17 protein-coding genes, 1 tRNA gene and 1 pseudogene are annotated in these 16,781 nt (G+C 22.1%); 11 read left to right on the plus strand and 8 right to left on the minus strand.

From position 1 onward, the window contains the following. The first annotated feature begins 24 nt into the window (after positions 1-24). Positions 25-1,839, plus strand: coding sequence for an exodeoxyribonuclease V subunit alpha (gene recD, locus AB4W77_RS01965; protein WP_367681336.1), 1,815 nt, complete (start codon positions 25-27; stop codon positions 1,837-1,839). A 963-nt stretch (positions 1,840-2,802) separates the two neighbouring features. Here recD and AB4W77_RS01970 read toward each other — a convergent pair. Beyond that, positions 2,803-2,879, minus strand: a tRNA-Met gene (locus AB4W77_RS01970). 444 nt (positions 2,880-3,323) lie between these two features. Between AB4W77_RS01970 and ribE the strand changes: the two genes are divergently transcribed. After that, positions 3,324-3,794 (plus strand): 6,7-dimethyl-8-ribityllumazine synthase, encoded by a 471-nt coding sequence (gene ribE, locus AB4W77_RS01975; protein ID WP_367681337.1) that lies wholly within the window; start codon positions 3,324-3,326, stop codon positions 3,792-3,794. A gap of 129 nt (positions 3,795-3,923) precedes the next feature. On the opposite strand, the gene AB4W77_RS01980 is transcribed toward ribE, so the two are convergent. Then, positions 3,924-4,058 carry a hypothetical protein gene (locus tag AB4W77_RS01980; protein WP_367681338.1) on the minus strand — a complete coding sequence of 45 codons (135 nt, stop codon included), beginning with the start codon at positions 4,056-4,058 and terminating at the stop codon, positions 3,924-3,926. Between the two features lie 21 nt (positions 4,059-4,079). On the opposite strand from AB4W77_RS01980, the gene AB4W77_RS01985 reads away from it, so the two are divergent. The 5 genes from AB4W77_RS01985 to nusB all read left to right on the plus strand — a co-directional run bounded on the left by AB4W77_RS01985 (position 4,080) and on the right by nusB (position 6,560). Then, positions 4,080-4,193 carry an AIR synthase related protein gene (locus tag AB4W77_RS01985; protein WP_367681687.1) on the plus strand — a complete coding sequence of 38 codons (114 nt, stop codon included), beginning with the start codon at positions 4,080-4,082 and terminating at the stop codon, positions 4,191-4,193. Between the two features lie 72 nt (positions 4,194-4,265). Further along, entirely contained in the window at positions 4,266-4,499 is a 234-nt protein-coding gene (locus AB4W77_RS01990; protein ID WP_367681339.1) for a hypothetical protein, read from the plus strand. A 50-nt stretch (positions 4,500-4,549) separates the two neighbouring features. Further along, positions 4,550-4,687: a hypothetical protein gene (locus tag AB4W77_RS01995; RefSeq protein ID WP_367681340.1), complete on the plus strand. Its 138-nt coding sequence runs from the start codon at positions 4,550-4,552 to the stop codon at positions 4,685-4,687. 268 nt (positions 4,688-4,955) lie between these two features. Then, complete coding sequence (gene ribD, locus AB4W77_RS02000) at positions 4,956-6,059, plus strand: bifunctional diaminohydroxyphosphoribosylaminopyrimidine deaminase/5-amino-6-(5-phosphoribosylamino)uracil reductase RibD (protein ID WP_367681341.1); 1,104 nt, start codon at positions 4,956-4,958, stop codon at positions 6,057-6,059. A gap of 78 nt (positions 6,060-6,137) precedes the next feature. After that, positions 6,138-6,560 carry a transcription antitermination factor NusB gene (gene nusB, locus AB4W77_RS02005; RefSeq protein WP_367681342.1) on the plus strand — a complete coding sequence of 141 codons (423 nt, stop codon included), beginning with the start codon at positions 6,138-6,140 and terminating at the stop codon, positions 6,558-6,560. A 305-nt stretch (positions 6,561-6,865) separates the two neighbouring features. Here nusB and AB4W77_RS02010 read toward each other — a convergent pair whose 3' ends face one another. Next, complete coding sequence (locus tag AB4W77_RS02010; protein WP_367681343.1) at positions 6,866-8,029, minus strand: MFS transporter; 1,164 nt, start codon at positions 8,027-8,029, stop codon at positions 6,866-6,868. Positions 8,030-8,122: 93 nt separating this feature from the next. Between AB4W77_RS02010 and AB4W77_RS02015 the strand changes: the two are divergent. Then, positions 8,123-8,401, plus strand: a pseudogene (locus AB4W77_RS02015) (TusE/DsrC/DsvC family sulfur relay protein); the annotation flags it as partial. Positions 8,402-8,473: 72 nt separating this feature from the next. On the opposite strand, the gene cyoE reads toward AB4W77_RS02015, so the two are convergent. From cyoE to cyoA, 5 genes are all read right to left on the minus strand, one after another. Further along, entirely contained in the window at positions 8,474-9,340 is an 867-nt protein-coding gene (cyoE, locus tag AB4W77_RS02020; RefSeq protein ID WP_367681344.1) for a heme o synthase, read from the minus strand. A gap of 11 nt (positions 9,341-9,351) precedes the next feature. Next, positions 9,352-9,651: a cytochrome o ubiquinol oxidase subunit IV gene (gene cyoD, locus AB4W77_RS02025; protein WP_367681345.1), complete on the minus strand. Its 300-nt coding sequence runs from the start codon at positions 9,649-9,651 to the stop codon at positions 9,352-9,354. A gap of 23 nt (positions 9,652-9,674) precedes the next feature. Next, positions 9,675-10,292: a cytochrome o ubiquinol oxidase subunit III gene (cyoC, locus tag AB4W77_RS02030; RefSeq protein WP_367681346.1), complete on the minus strand. Its 618-nt coding sequence runs from the start codon at positions 10,290-10,292 to the stop codon at positions 9,675-9,677. Further along, positions 10,289-12,271, minus strand: coding sequence for a cytochrome o ubiquinol oxidase subunit I (gene cyoB, locus AB4W77_RS02035; RefSeq protein ID WP_367681347.1), 1,983 nt, complete (start codon positions 12,269-12,271; stop codon positions 10,289-10,291). Before cyoB ends, cyoC begins: the two co-directional genes overlap by 4 nt. A gap of 68 nt (positions 12,272-12,339) precedes the next feature. Continuing rightward, positions 12,340-13,182 (minus strand): ubiquinol oxidase subunit II, encoded by an 843-nt coding sequence (gene cyoA / locus AB4W77_RS02040; protein WP_367681348.1) that lies wholly within the window; start codon positions 13,180-13,182, stop codon positions 12,340-12,342. A gap of 409 nt (positions 13,183-13,591) precedes the next feature. Here cyoA and AB4W77_RS02045 point away from each other — a divergent pair, with 409 nt between their 5' ends. The 3 genes from AB4W77_RS02045 (at position 13,592) to clpX (ending at position 16,738) form a co-directional block, all read left to right on the plus strand. Further along, positions 13,592-13,897: a BolA/IbaG family iron-sulfur metabolism protein gene (locus AB4W77_RS02045; protein WP_367681349.1), complete on the plus strand. Its 306-nt coding sequence runs from the start codon at positions 13,592-13,594 to the stop codon at positions 13,895-13,897. 838 nt (positions 13,898-14,735) lie between these two features. Beyond that, a complete protein-coding gene (gene clpP / locus AB4W77_RS02050; RefSeq protein WP_367681350.1) occupies positions 14,736-15,347 on the plus strand; it encodes an ATP-dependent Clp endopeptidase proteolytic subunit ClpP in 612 nt (203 codons plus the stop codon). Between the two features lie 113 nt (positions 15,348-15,460). Continuing rightward, a complete protein-coding gene (clpX, locus tag AB4W77_RS02055) occupies positions 15,461-16,738 on the plus strand; it encodes an ATP-dependent Clp protease ATP-binding subunit ClpX (RefSeq protein ID WP_367681351.1) in 1,278 nt (425 codons plus the stop codon). Positions 16,739-16,781 lie beyond the last annotated feature (43 nt).

Genomic DNA, 16,781 nt, shown 5'->3' on the forward strand with positions numbered 1-16,781 from the left:
AAATTAAAAATTAATATGACGAAAATGATCTCTTTACTAAATCAAGCTTTAAAAAAAAAAATAATTAATGACATTGATTTTTATTTTGCAACTTATGTAGCAACTAAAAATCAACCAGCAATAATGTTAGCAGCTGCTTGTGTAAGTTATACTACTAATTGTGGTCATGTATGTTTACCAATTTTTAATCTTGAAAATCAACTTGTATTTCCTAAAAAAGAAAAAAAATTCACAAATAAATTATGGAATTTAGCAGGAAATCCTAAAAATTGGACTAAAACATTATTAAATAGTAATATCGTTAGTTATAATACTCATTTAACTCCTTTAGTATTACTTAAAAATAATTTATACTTAAATTATTTATGGCAAGCTGAAAAAAAAGTCTCTTTATTTATATCAAGTAACAAAAAAGAAAAAATAAATGTTAAATTATCTAAAACAACATTAAAATCATTGTTCAATGAAAAAAATGATAATTTTCAAAAAATTGCCGTAGCCATGACGATAATTTGGAAAATAACTTTTATAATCGGAGGACCTGGAACAGGAAAAACTACCGTTGTTGCCAAAATATTATTAACATTAATACGCATATCTAAAAAAAATATAAAAATAAAACTAACTGCTCCAACAGGGAAATCCGCAGCACGTCTATCTGAATCTTTAACCAATGCTTTAAAAAAAATAAAATTAAATCCATCAGAAAAAAATATGTTACCAAAACATGCTATTACATTACATGCACTATTAGGAATTTCAGAAACAAATAAAAAACCGTTCTTTAATAAAAATAATTTATTGAATGTAGATATATTAATTATTGATGAATCTTCGATGATTGATTTATTACTTATGGAAAAATTAATTGATGCATTACCTAAAAAAACCAAAGTCATTTTTTTAGGAGATATCAATCAATTACCTCCTGTTGATCCTGGAACGATATTAAAAGATATATATAATAATTATCATTACGCTTATAGTCAAAAAAATAAAAAAATATTAGAACATATTACAGAATGCAAGATTAAAACAATCGATAATCTTTCAAATAATAAAATTAATGACAGTATCTGTATTCTAAAGAAAAAATATAGATTTAATCCTATATCAGATATTTCTAAATTAGAAGAAGACTTAAATAAAAACAAATTAAATCTAGTAAATAAAATATTCTTCAACAAATATAAAAATATTACCCATCATGAAATAAATGATAAAAAAGAATACTTTAATATGATTAACAATATTATAAAAGGATATATTGAATATTTAAATTATATAAAAAAAGATCAAAATATAAAAAATATAATAAAAAAATTCAACGAATATCGTGTTATCTGTGCGATAAAAAACGGAATTTATGGAATAAAAAAAATAAATATATTCATAGAAGAAATAATGGAAAAAATGAATATCATTGAATTTGTTCGAATTAATAATAATATTTGGTACATTGGAAAACCTATTTTAATTACCAAAAATAACAAATCTTTAGGATTATTTAATGGAGACATAGGAATCACTTTATTAGATAATAAAAAAATATTAAAAATTTTTTTTATATTACCCTACAACAATATTAAAATTATACCTATTGAACTTATTTCTGAATATGAAACAACTTGGGCAATGACAATACATAAATCACAAGGATCAGAATTTGAACATACAGTACTAATTTTACCTAATGAAGATCAAAAAATTTTAACAAAAGAACTTTTTTATACAGCTATAACAAGAGCACGTAATAAATTAACAATATATTCTAGAAAAAAAATATTGTTTAAAATAATAAAGAGAAAAAATATAAGATACAGTGGATTAAATACTTAATAATTTTTATAAAAAAATAAATCAGAAGAAAAATGATTTCTTAAAAAATATAAATATTAAATTAATAATTATATATATACTCAGTATATTATTCTTTAGTTTTTTAACGATTTTATTATTATTAAAAATGATCTCATATCTTATCTAAAAAATGCTTCTTACAATAAAAAAACATTTTTACAATTAACTAAATAATTTTAATTCACTACCTATCTACATATTGATTACTATTTTAAATAAAATAAACATTAATAAATGATCATAATCTGATAATAATAAAATATTTTTTTAAAACATTAGAAAAAATTAAATAAAAATATTTTCGATTATCAATATAAATAACAAAAAATAAAAAAACATTTATTTATAATTTAAACATAAATTATAAATATTCGTATTAATTCTAAAAATTTAACCATTAAAATAATAATAATTAACGAATTATTTATATTTTCATAATTAAATATAAATAAATTCCTTTATAAAAAAATCGGATATTTTTATAATGACATTATTTAAATCAATAAATATATTAACCATTTCTTATAAAATTTATCGTTTCTTTTAATTTTTTAAAAATATGATATACCGGTTTTTAAAATATTCTATTCCAATATTTTTATAAAACAAGATGAATTCTAGAAACATAAATAAAAAATTTTTATATTAAATAATTTTCTCTTTATTATAAATTTATAATTTTTATTATTGATAAATCTAATACAAAAAAATTATAATAATATTTTTTAACTAATTCAGTTAAAATTTTATAAATCTAATCTTTTTTAGAGAAAACATAAAAAAATATATATAAATAATAAACTGTTATCATAAAAAATTAATTAAAAAAAAAGATAATAAAAAATTATTTAAATTAAAACAAAAATAATATTTTTTAAAAATGATGGATAAAAATAGAAAATTAAAAAACAAAAAAGATATTTAAAAATATATTTTTAAAATTGGTTGCGGGAGCCGGATTTGAACCGACGACCTTCGGGTTATGAGCCCGACGAGCTACCAGACTGCTCCATCCCGCGTTCGTTAATATACTAACTATACTCCTATAGAATTATCATGCAACCTTTTTTTTAAAAAATTATTAATTTTTAATTTAATCGTTTATTTTTTAAACAAAACAATATATTTTATGAATATAAAATTAAGAATAGATTATAAAATTAATTTTTTAAAAAAATCACTTATTTATTTTACTGCTGTCTTTTTTAACACTCACCAATTTAAAAACAAAAAAAATTTTACAAAAAATTATATCTCATTATGATATCAATTAAAAAAACCTTTCAATTCTATAATTTATAATACAATATATGTAAAAATATTACCTCACAAAATTAAATTTTAAAAGATCAAAAAATATTAAAATCAAAATAAAAAATAAATATAGTATATAAACACTTTATAAAAATTTATGGTATTATACCATTCACAATAAATAAAACATTATTTTTAATGAGGATTAAATGATATTAATTGAAACAGGAGTATCATCCAAAGATTCATTAATAAGCATCATTATATCACGTTTTAACGAATTTATTAATCAAAACTTATTAAACGGAACTATAGATACCTTAAAAAGAATAGGTAAAGTAAAAGAAGAAAATATTTTAGTTATAAAAGTACCAGGTGCTTACGAATTACCATTAATTGCAAAAAATATAGCTAATTTAAAAAAATATAATGCCATCATTGCATTAGGAACTATTATTAAAGGAAATACTTCTCATTTTAAATATATATCACGAGAAGTCAGTTCTGGTTTAGCAAAAGTAAGTCTAAAAAATAATATTCCTATTGCTTTTGGAATACTTACTACTGAAAATATAGAACAAGCTATCGAAAGATCTGGTTCTAAAATGGGAAATAAAGGAGTTGAAGCAGCATTATGTGCATTAGAAATGATTAATATAATCAAAAAAATAAAGAAATAGAAATATATATATCATTAATTATTTAATACTATAATGCTAATATCGATTAATTTTAAAAAATTATTAACAATTCATTTCACTAATTAAAATTTATTTTAAAAATTTTCAAAATATGTTATATAATGAATTTCAAATCATAGAAAAATATTTCAATAAAATTAAAAAAAATGTGATACAAGGAATAGAAAACGATTGTGCAATTATTAAAATACCTAATGGACAAATAGTTTCTATTAGCCTGATACTCTCATAAAAAGTATTCATTTTTTACGCAATATTTCCCTTATAGATTTAGGACACAAAGCCATAGCAGTTAATCTCAGTGATTTAGCCGCTATGAGTTCTAAACCAAAATGGCTTACTCTATCCTTAACTATTCCTAAAAAAAATACCACATAGTTAAAAAATTTTAGTCAAAGTTTACTACAGACAACAAGTAAATATGACATGCAATTAATAGGAAAAGATACTATGCCCAAGAAAGATCCACTAAGTATAAAAATTAGTGTTTTTGGATATAACTTTAAGAAACAAATTTTATTTCATCACGAAGCTAAAATAGGAGATTTAATTTATGTTACTAGCACATTAAGAGAAAATGCTGCTCGATTAACTATTTTACAAAAAAAAATACTCTTACGAAAAAAAATATATATAAATTTTAAAAAAAAATACGTCCCTATCCAAGAATCCCACAAGGTATAACTTTAATAAAAATTGCAAACTCTGATATCGATATTTCTGATAGATTGCTAATGGATTTAAGACATATATTATATGAAATTCAATGTGGATCCAATATAAATTTAAATAAAATAACTGTTGCTAACATACTAAAAAAATTTTATCCTCAAACATGGTTAGATTGGGCATTAAATGGAGAAGAAAATTAAAAATTATATTTTACAATACCTAAATTTAAAAAAATATTTTAAATGAAAATCTCAATAAAATTAAAGTACCTTTTACTTATAGAGGAAATATTACTAAATATAAAAATAAATTTAATATATTTTACAATGGAAAAAAATAAAAATAATCATTTATTATTATAAATAATATATATTTTCACATATTTTGATATGTTACTAAATAAAAATATTTTTATATATATAAATAAAAATAAAATTTTAATAATACTAATAATATTAACAAAAAATTATGAAAGATATTTTTTATATGAAAAAAGCTATAAAATTAGCTAAACTAGGAGAATTTACAACTTCACCTAATCCTAACGTAGGTTGTATAATCGTAAAAAATAACATTATCGTTGGAAAAGGATGGCATAAAAAACAAGGAGAAAAACATGCAGAAATACATGCTTTATCTATGGCAAAAGGAAAAACAAAAGGAGCTACCGTTTACGTAACTTTAGAACCTTGTAGTCACTTTGGACTAACTCCTCCTTGCTGTCTTGCGTTAATTCAAGCAGGAATATTACGCGTAGTTATAGCTGTATCAGATCCTAATCCTAAAGTATCTGGAAAAGGAATAATACAGTTAAAAAAAGCAGGAATATTAATAACAACAGGAATTATGTCTAAAGAATCTCAAAATATCAATCAAGGTTTTTTCAAAAGAATGAAGACTGGTATTCCATGGATTCAATTAAAATTAGGAATTTCCATTGACGGACGCTCTGCTTTAAAAAATGGAAAAAGTAAATGGATTACTTCTCCCGAATCACGAAAAGACGTGCAATATTTTAGGAAAAAATCTGGAGTAATACTCAGTAGCAGCCAAACCATCTTAACCGATAATCCATTATTAAACATAAGAAAAGATACTAATATCTTATCGGTATCTAATGAAATAAAAAATCAACCTATACGAGTAATTATAGACAGTAAAAATAGAATACAACCATTCCACAAATGTATTAACAGTAAAGGAGAAATTTGGTTAGCCAGATTAAAAAAAGATAAAAACATTTGGCCTAAAAATGTAAAACAAATAATTTTCTCTAAAAATAAAAATTATATAAATTTAAAACACTTAATATCATATCTAGGAAATTATAATATCAATAATATATGGATAGAAGCAGGAGCTTCTCTCTCAGGATCCTTAATAAAATTAAAAATAATAGACGAATTAATTCTTTATGTAGCACCTAAATTATTAGGTCATCATGCAAAACCATTGTGCATACTAGAAAAATATCTAGATTTAAATACAGTACCAACGTTTACATTTAAAGATGTAACCAAAATAGGCACTGACATACGTTTAATTTTAAAAATAAATAAAAATAAAATTTGATAAAAAACAAAAAATATCATTTAATTATAAATAAATTTTTTGTTTTTTAAAATAAATTATATATAATTAGGAATATATATGAAAACCAATTCTCGTAGAAAAGCTCGTGAATGTATCATACAAGTACTGTACTCTTGGCAAATATCTAAAAATAACATTAATTATATTATTTCACAATTTTTAGCAGAAAAAAATGTCAAAAAAATTGATATGAATTATTTTCACGAAATAATTGTTGGTATTGTTAAAAACTACAAATATATAGATGAATTAATACGACCTTTTCTTTCTCGCACATTAGAAGAAGTAGGACAAATAGAAAAATCCATTTTAAGATTATCCTTTTATGAATTATTGAAAAGATTAGATATTCCTTATAAAGTTTCCATTAACGAAAGTATAGAATTAGCTAAATCTTTTGGAGCCAAAGACAGTCATAAATTTATCAATGGAGTACTTGACAAAGCAGCATGGAAAATTAGAATCCATAAAAAAAAATAAGTTTTATATATTTATTTAGTAGACAAAATTAATATCTTCTTGTATATATAAAAATATATTTTAAAAAATAAACATGATGTTTAATATTTTTAAAAAACACAATAATATTAAAATTTATAAAAAATCACTTATACTTACCAAAAATAAATTATTTTCACTAAAAATAATATTAACAAATATAGTGTTAAATTCTGCATGACCTAAATAAATACTTAAAATTTAAAATAAAAAAGTGCTGATTATATTATTTTTAAAAAATATTTCAAATTTATATCCATCCATTTTTAATCTTTTAATTCTTAAAATCATATTTCATTTTTTATTGCAACACTGACTAAAAACCATAATATAGAAAAAAATAATCCTGATATTAATAAACCTAATATATCAAATATGCTCAATATCCATCCACCTAATATTCCCCCACAAGATATCCCTAAAAATTGTGCTGTGGAATATATGCCCATAGCTGTACCTCTATATTGAGAACAAGATTTTTTACCAACTAAAGACGGAATTAAAGATTCTAAAATATTAAAAGCTATAAAAAATATTTCAATACCAAGTAAAAAAATATAACATGACGACATAAAATTAAAAAAAATTATTTCCGATAAAACAATACAAATATTCGATAATAAAAATATTGACATGATTTTTAACTTTATTTTAGTAAATAAAAATATTCCTATAACAAAAATAAAAGAAATAAAAATAATAACTAAATATAACTTCCAATGATCATCTAAAGAAAATTTAAAAAAAACCAATTGTAAAGGCAAAAAAATAAAAATAAACATTAATAATACATGTAATATAAAAATACCAAAATATAATCTAATTAAATCATATTTTTGTAAAATAGTATAAATACCTTTTTTAAAACTATAAAAATTAAAATTACTAGATGATACTACAATGTTCGGAATAAAAAAATAAGTTACCAAAATAGCCATAAAAGCTAAAAAAATAACAAACCAAAATAAAGCTTGAAAATTTAAAAAACTAACAATCAATGGTCCAATTATAATTGATAATGCAAATGTCAATCCGTAAGTAATACCAATTAAAGACATTATTTTAGTATACTGTGCACCTTCAACAAAATCTGATATATACGCCATACAAGTAGCAGAAATAGCTCCTGACCCTTGTAATGCTCTTCCTAATATCAAACCCCAAATAGAATAAGTCATACCAGATACACAACTACCTAAAAAAAACAAAATCAAACCAAATAAAATAACTAATTTTCTACCAATTTTATCTGAGAAAAAACCAAATGGAATTTGAAAAAAAGACTGTGTCAATCCATAAATACCAATAGCTACACCAACTAAAAATTTATTTCCATTTTCTAATAATAAACCATAAGTACTAATTACTGGAAGAATCATAAAAACACCAAAAATTCTTAAATTTAAAATAAAACATAAACCAACTACAGCTTGTAATTCTTTTTTTTTCATTTTATAATTTTTCTTTATATTCATATCAGATTAATATTAATTGTATAATATGACACATAAACATAAAAAAAAAATAATAATTACAGTAATTATTTAGATAAATATCAAACATGGAATAAATTTACAGCTGAAAAAATTGCGCAGAAAGAACTGATCAAAATGACTGCTAAACACTGGGAAATAATATATATAATAAGAAAATTTTATGAAGAATTTAAAATGACACCATCGATGAGAATGTTTCTAACTTATATAAAAAAAACAAAAAAAGAAAAAATAAATAGTACATACTTGTTTATACTTTTCTCCGATAATGCTCTGCATAAAATTAGTAAAATAGCCGGTATTCCTAACCCAACGTCTTGTTTATAAAAAATAAAATTGTTAAATTATTACCATATTTTTATAAAAATATATAAAAAAAATAAATGAATATATTAAAAATTAAGGAATAAAATCTAAAGACATCATAACACTAGTTATAAAAATCAAAATAATAGAAAAACGAAATAATTTACGAGCCCAAATAACGTTATCTAAAGTATAAAATCCTTTTAATCCTAAATACAACCAAAAAAATCCCGATAAAAATGAACATAAAAAATATATATAACCAGTATAACCAATGACAGTTAACATCAATGAAAAAAAAATAAAAAATAAAATATAAAAAATAATATGATATTTAGTAACTAATATACCTTTTTCTATAGGGAATAAAGGTATATTAACTATTTCATAATCATTAAGATAAATAATAGCAATAGAATAAAAATGAGCCATTTGCCAAAAAACAAGCATAAAAAATAAAAAAAATGCACAAAAATCAAAAGAATTAACAACAGAACAATATCCTATAAGTGGAGGAATAGAACCTGATAAACTACCTATAAAAGTAGAATAAATACTATTTCTCTTCATATATATACTATATAAAAAAACATATATAAAAAATGCTATTAAAACTAAAAACGCTGATAAAATATTTATAAAAGAAAAAAATATATACATTCCTATACAAAAAAATATCACAGAAATATAAAAAATTGTTTTTATTGATAATAATTTATGTACTAAAATTCTATTTTTAGTTCTGTTCATTTTTGCATCTATATCTCTATCTATAACATTATTCATTATACAAGCCGATGCAATTAACAATGATGTTCCTACTATAGTTAAAAAAAATAAATTATAATCAATATTACCTTTCGATGCTAAAAAAAAAGCACCCATAAGTGAAATTAAATTACCTATAATAATTTTTGGTTTTATTAACTCTAAAAAACATAAAAAATACACTTTTATCATAAAAATATTATTTAACATTGCATTAAATTAGAATTTAAATTTGACATAATCCAACTTGTACCAGAAATAATAATAAAAATAATCACAGTAGAAAATAATACTGCTACAACATTCCATCTATTTTCAATATCAGTATTCAAATTTAAAAAATAACGTAAATGAACAATAATTTGTAACATTGCACAAAAAGAAACCAAAAAAAATAATGTTGCTTTAGAAAAATAATTTACCATAATAAATAAAAATGGAAACATTGTTAAAATAACAGAAAAAATACTTCCTAATATATATAATTTAATAATATTTTGCATAATGAAATTTTAATAACCTAAAATTAAAGAAAACAAATTAAGTATACAAAAGTAAATAAACAAATCCATACTAAATCTAAAAAATGCCAAAATAAACCAAGACATAAAATACGAATATATGTTGTTTTTGATATACCAAATTTAATTATCTGACATATCATCACCAAAACCCAAAAAACACCAAAAAATACATGTATCCCATGAGTAGCTACTAAAGTAAAAAAAGCAGATAAAAATCCACTACGACTAGGACCATAACCTTTTTTAATTAAACTATAAAATTCAAAAAATTCTAATCCAATAAAACCTAAACCAAAAAAAAATGTAATAAATAAAAAAATAACGGTATTCATTAACCTGTTTTGATATACTGATATTTTAACTAAACCATAAGAAATAGTACTAAATAATAGTAAAATAGTTTCTAATAATATAAAAGATAATTTAAAAATATCTTTTCCAGTAGGACCATCAGCAGTATTATTAACCATAACAAAATAAACAGAAAACATTGTTGCAAACAAAATACAATCACTAATTAAATATAACCAAAAACCAAATATTTTTTTTGATTCTATTACGTCATTGATATATTTTTTTTTATTCATTTCAACAATAGGTATTAAATTATTTATTATCATTTTAAACCTGCTATTTTTAAATTTTTAAAATGTTTATTTTCAATTTTCTCAATTTGTTCTATAGAAATAGTATAATGTGTTCTATTCTTAAAACTTTTTAAAATTAACAAATAAAAAATAGATACTAAAGAAAATAAAAATAACCACCATATATACCACACTGCTGAAAAACCACATAATAAAGAAAAAAAACTAATAAATATACCAAAAGAAGTATTTTTAGGCATAATAATTTTAGAATAAATAACCTTTTCAACTTTTTTTTCTTTTAATTGTTTTATTCTCCAGAAATCATCTCTATCACTTACCATAGGAATATTTGCAAAATTATACACAGGAGGCGGAGAAGAAATGGACCATTCTAATGTTCTGCCATCCCATGGATCTCCTGTAAAATCTAAATAATTTTGAGAATCACGAATAGAAATATAAATTTGAAAAATTTGACATATTATTCCTATCATAATCAAACATACACCTAAAGATGCTATAACTAACATTACATGAAATTCAGGATTAATATTTTGACTAATACGACGAGTCATACCCATAAAACCTAAAAAATATAACGGCATAAAAGCAATAAAAAAACCAATAAACCAAAACCAAAATGCACGTTTTCCCCAAATTTCATCTAAGGTAAATCCAAATAATTTTGGAAACCAATATGTAATGCCAGCAAAACAACCAAAAACAACACCACCTATAATAACATTATGAAAATGAGCAATTAAAAATAAACTATTATGCAATACAAAATCAGCTGCTGGTAAAGAAAGTAATACCCCTGTCATACCACCAATTGAAAATGTAATTAAGAATCCTACAGTCCACATCATAGCGGAATGCATTTGAATGCGTCCTTCATACATGGTGAATAACCAATTAAATATCTTAACTCCTGTAGGTATCGCTATAATCATTGTTGTAATACCAAAAAACGCATTTACATCAGCACCTGCACCCATGGTAAAAAAATGATGTAACCATACAATAAATGATAAAATTGTAATAACAATAGTTGCCCATACAAGAGAATGATATCCAAATAAAGATTTTTTTGAAAAAGTTGAAACAATTTCAGAAAAAACACCAAACACTGGTAATACTAAAATATATACTTCAGGATGCCCCCAAATCCAAATTAAATTAATATAAATCATAGGATTACCTCCTAGATCGTTAGTAAAAAAATGAAAATTTAAATAACGATCTAAAGATAATAAACAAAGAGTTAAAGTTAATACCGGAAAAGATACAAGCATTAATACATTAGTACATAAAGCTGTCCATGTAAATACTGGCATCCTAAACATAATCATTCCCGGTGCTCTCATTTTTAATATTGTAACTAAAAAATTAATAGCAGTTAAAGTTGTTCCTATACCAGAAATCTGAATACTCCAAATCCAATAATCTACTCCTACTCCTGGGCTATATTGAATACCTGACAATGGCGGATACGCCAGCCAACCCGTTTGTGCAAATTCTCCTATACCTAAGGATAAATTAATTAAAATAGCAGCACTAACAGTTAACCAAAAACTTAAATTATTAAGAAAAGGAAATGCAACGTCACGAGCTCCTATCTGTAAAGGAACTACTAAATTCATTAATCCTATTACCAACGGCATAGCTACGAAAAAAATCATAATTACACCGTGAGCAGTAAAAATTTGATCATAATGATGAGGAGGTAAAAAACCAGCATTTCCTGAAGATGCTAAAACCTGTTGAATACGCATCATAACCGCATCAATAAAACCACGAAACAACATCACAAACGCAAGAATAATATACATTACTGCTATTCTTTTATGATCTACAGATGTTAACCATTCTGACCATAAATATTTCCAATTACCTGAATAAGTCAATCTAACTGATATAAATAAGAGAACAAAAAATACAATAGCACAAGTAACCATAATAATAGGTTCATTATACGGTACCGCATCTAATGTTAATTTACCAAACATATCTATTCCTTAAATGCAATGCACAATATTAAAAAAATTAAATGTTTATTTGTTATTTTAATAAAACATCATTTATTGAATTGATGTATAATTTTATTTAATAAATCATTATTCACATGAGAAAAATATTGCACTGAAAATTTATTTTTATAAAAAGCAATATAATGGAACATTTTCATAGTATTTAACGTATAAGGAGATTTTTTAACATTCTTTATCCATTTATCAAATAATTTTTTATTACTGGTCGCTATTACCGAAAACTTCATATCGGAAAAACCACGACCACTGTAGTTTGCTGAAAAACCTTTATAATAACCTGATTCATTAGCCAATAAATGCAATTTTGTTTCCATACCTGCCATTGCGTATATTTGACTTCCAAGAGCAGGAATAAAAAATGAATTCATTACTGAATTTGAAGTAATCCTAAAAACTATTGGTGTATTAATTGGAAATGATATTTCATTAATCGTGGCAACATTATATTCAGGATATATAAATAACCATTTCCAATCTAATGCCACTACATGTATTTCTATCGGTTTTACAAAAGAATGTATAGGTTTACTAGGTTCCAACCTATGAGCAGACTTCCACGATAAACAAGCAAGAAAAAAAATAATTAAAATAGGTAAAACCCAAATGAATATTTCTATTTTATGTGATTGATCCCAATTAGGACTATATTTCGTATTTTTACTTGTAATACTATATTTCCATACAAAAAATACAGTCATAAAAATAACCGGAACAACAACTAACAACATCATCAAAAAAGACGTAATAATCAAAGAACTTTGTTCCATTGAAATATAACCTTTAGGATCTAAAATAATACTTTGACAACCACTTAAAAATAAAAAAGAAGTAACTAATAATAAAATCCTAAAAAAATTTTTTGCTTTCATTGGTATTTATTCCACAAGCTCAATAAAAAATTTTAATATCATAATTATATACTTTAAAAATAACACTTTCTAAAAAAGTATAGATTATAAATCTAAATATAATAAATAAATATATTTATATGTAGTATACTGAAAAAATATAAATTATATATAATTTACATTTTTTATTTAAAAATAATAATAATAAAAATATAATGCATAAAATATGTTTATACTCTATAACGTAAATATATTATTTTAAAAATAGATGTTAAAAAAAATTGATCAAAATTATTATATAATAATAAAATTATTAATTTTTTAATTTAATTAAATAAAATTAATAATTTTAAATACATTCAAAACAAAAATATTTAATTAACATTAAAATATTAAAATTTTTAATTCTCTTAAATAATCAAGTGAAAATATGATCAAATATAAAATACTAAAAACACTAGAAAAACAATTTGGTAAAAATAAAGTATTTATTCATAATGAAAGTAAAAAACACAATTTATTAAATAGACCATTTAGTCATTTTAAAATTATAATAATAAGTGATAAATTTATTAAAAAGAGTTTAATAATAAGACATAAAGAAGTTTATACTTTATTATCAAGTGTTATTGATACATATAATATTCATGGAATATCCATACATACCTATACTAAAGAAGAATTTAAAAATATGAAAAATAATGATTTTAAATCTCCTCATTGCATAAAAAAATAAAATAATATTAAAAACGAAAAATTTACGTTTTATATATATTCAAAAAATATATGTTTCTTATTTAGATTACTCTTATTAAATGATTATTTAACCTCAATTAAAATTAATAATAATAAAAATGTTTTTATCGTTTAATAAAAAATTAATCACAAATATAAAAATTATTTATTAATTTTTATACTATACATAATATAATATTTTAAAAACTTATTAAAATTAATTTAAATTATAAAAATCAATTCTATCATAAAATATATCTAATAAAATATATAAACAGTACCCTCTAATATTCACTAAAAAAATTATTATCATTAAGAAATAAAAATAAGCATGATTATTATCAAAAAATAATAAAAAATTTATTAAAAAAATATAAATCTTAAAGTTATATAAAATTTTTATTTTCTACCAAAGAATTTATAGATCAATTCCTAATAAGATTATCATATATCCATTAAAAATTAGTTAATAAAAAATACAATTTTTCTAAAATTATCCAATGAAAAAATATATTTTTAATTTTTTTAACAAAAAATATTAAATATAAAAATATAATCAACCATTATCCTTATTAAAAAATAAATAATAATCTTTTATAATAAAAATTATTAAACATCGTATAATGAAACATTTATTTAGTACCAATTAAATAAAATCTAACTATTTTTTATAAAAAATAGTTTATATACAAACATATCTAATATTTCATAAACTGAAAACAAAAATATACTTTATAATAATAAACATATAAAAAATACATGACTATTAAAAATTCAGATAAAATTTTTTAATATTTTAGAATCAAATATTGATAACTTAAAACGTTTTTGGAGATTATATGTCATATAAAAACGACAAATTTCACATGAATTTAATACCTTTTGTTGTAGAAAAAACATCGCAAGGAGAAAGATATTCTGATATCTATTCTCGTCTTTTAAAAGAAAGAATAATATTTATTACCGGTAATATTGAGGATATTACAGCTAATATTGTTGTAGCACAAATGTTATTTTTAGAAGCTGATAACCCTGAAAAAGATATACATTTATATATCAATTCTCCAGGTGGAGTTATTACATCAGGTATGTCTATTTATGACACTATGCAATTTATAAAACCACAAGTAAACACTATTTGTATAGGCCAAGCTTGCTCAATGGGAGCATTGTTATTAGCAAGTGGAGAAAAAGAAAAAAGATTCTGTTTACCTAATTCGAAAGTGATGATTCATCAACCTTTAGGAGGATATCAAGGACAAGCATCAGATATTGATATACATGCGCGTGAAATAGCAAGAATTAAAAAAAATATGAATAAAATTCTATCCTTACATACTGGGAAATCCATTAAAAAAATAAATAAAGATACCGAAAGAGATTGTTTTCTTTCCGCATCAGAAGCAGTAAATTATGGTTTAGTAGACAAAATATTAACTTATCGAAAATAAAAAAATATTTCCATAATTAAACATATTTTTTATATCATTACTTATTAAATATATAATTTAATCTATAATAGTTGTAAGTAAAAGAATTAACGATAGGAAAAAGAGGTTTATTAATGTCTGATAAAAAAAAAGACAACACTGCTAACATACTATACTGTTCCTTTTGCGGAAAAAATCAAACATCAGTATTAAAATTGATAGCTGGCCCTTCAGTATATATCTGTAATGAATGCATCACCTTATGTAATGAAATTGTACAAGAAGAAACTAACGATACATTATTAAAAAATAAAAATAAAATTTTACCTACTCCTCATGCGATTAAAACACATCTTGATAATTACATCATTGGACAAAATAAAACAAAAAAAACATTATCAGTCGCTGTTTATAATCACTATAAAAAAATACATTATATTTCTAATAAACATAATATTGAAATAGGCAAAAGTAACATTCTATTAATAGGTCCTACAGGAAGTGGAAAAACTTTATTAGCAGAAACGCTAGCAAAATTTCTTGAAGTACCATTTGTAATAACAGATGCTACCACTTTAACGGAAGCAGGATACGTAGGAGAAGATGTAGAAAACATTATTCAAAAGTTACTACAAAAATGTAATTATAATATTCAAAAGGCCCAAATTGGTATTATTTATATAGATGAAATTGATAAAATATCAAAAAAATCAGATAATCCTTCTATTACTCGAGATGTATCTGGAGAAGGTGTGCAACAAGCTTTATTAAAATTAATAGAAGGAACTCTAGCATCTGTACCTCCTAAAGGTGGAAGAAAACATCCTCAACAAGAATTTTTACAAGTAGATACATCTAAAATATTATTTATCTGTGGAGGTACATTTCCAGGTTTGAATAAAATTATTGCAGAAAGAACAGAAATAGGAATAAATATTGGTTTTAATGCAATTGTAAAAAATAAATCTGAAAAAAATAATGAAAATAAATTATTAGAAAAAATACAACCTGAAGATTTAATTAAATTTGGTCTAATTCCAGAATTTGTAGGACGTCTCCCGGTAATCAGCATATTACATGACTTAAACGAAGAAAATTTAATTAAAATTTTATGTGAACCTAAAAATGCTTTAATAAAACAATATCAAATTTTATTTGAATTAGAAGGAGTAGAATTAGAATTCGATAACGAAGCAATTTTAACTATTGCAAAAAAAGCAAAAACAAAAAAAATAGGAGCTAGAGGTTTACGTTCAATTATTGAAAAAATTTTACTTGATACCATGTACCAATTACCTTCTATGAAAAATATAAAAAAAATAGTTATTGATAAATCAGTAGTACAAGGTAAATCACTACCATTATTAATAAAAAAAAATCATATATCTAAAAAAATATCTGAAGAAATGTAAATTAAAATACTCGGTAATATCATTAGAAAGGGGAGTTTCCCCT

Source organism: Buchnera aphidicola (Pemphigus immunis), assembly GCF_964059115.1.
Lineage (GTDB): Bacteria > Pseudomonadota > Gammaproteobacteria > Enterobacterales > Enterobacteriaceae > Buchnera_C > Buchnera_C aphidicola_C.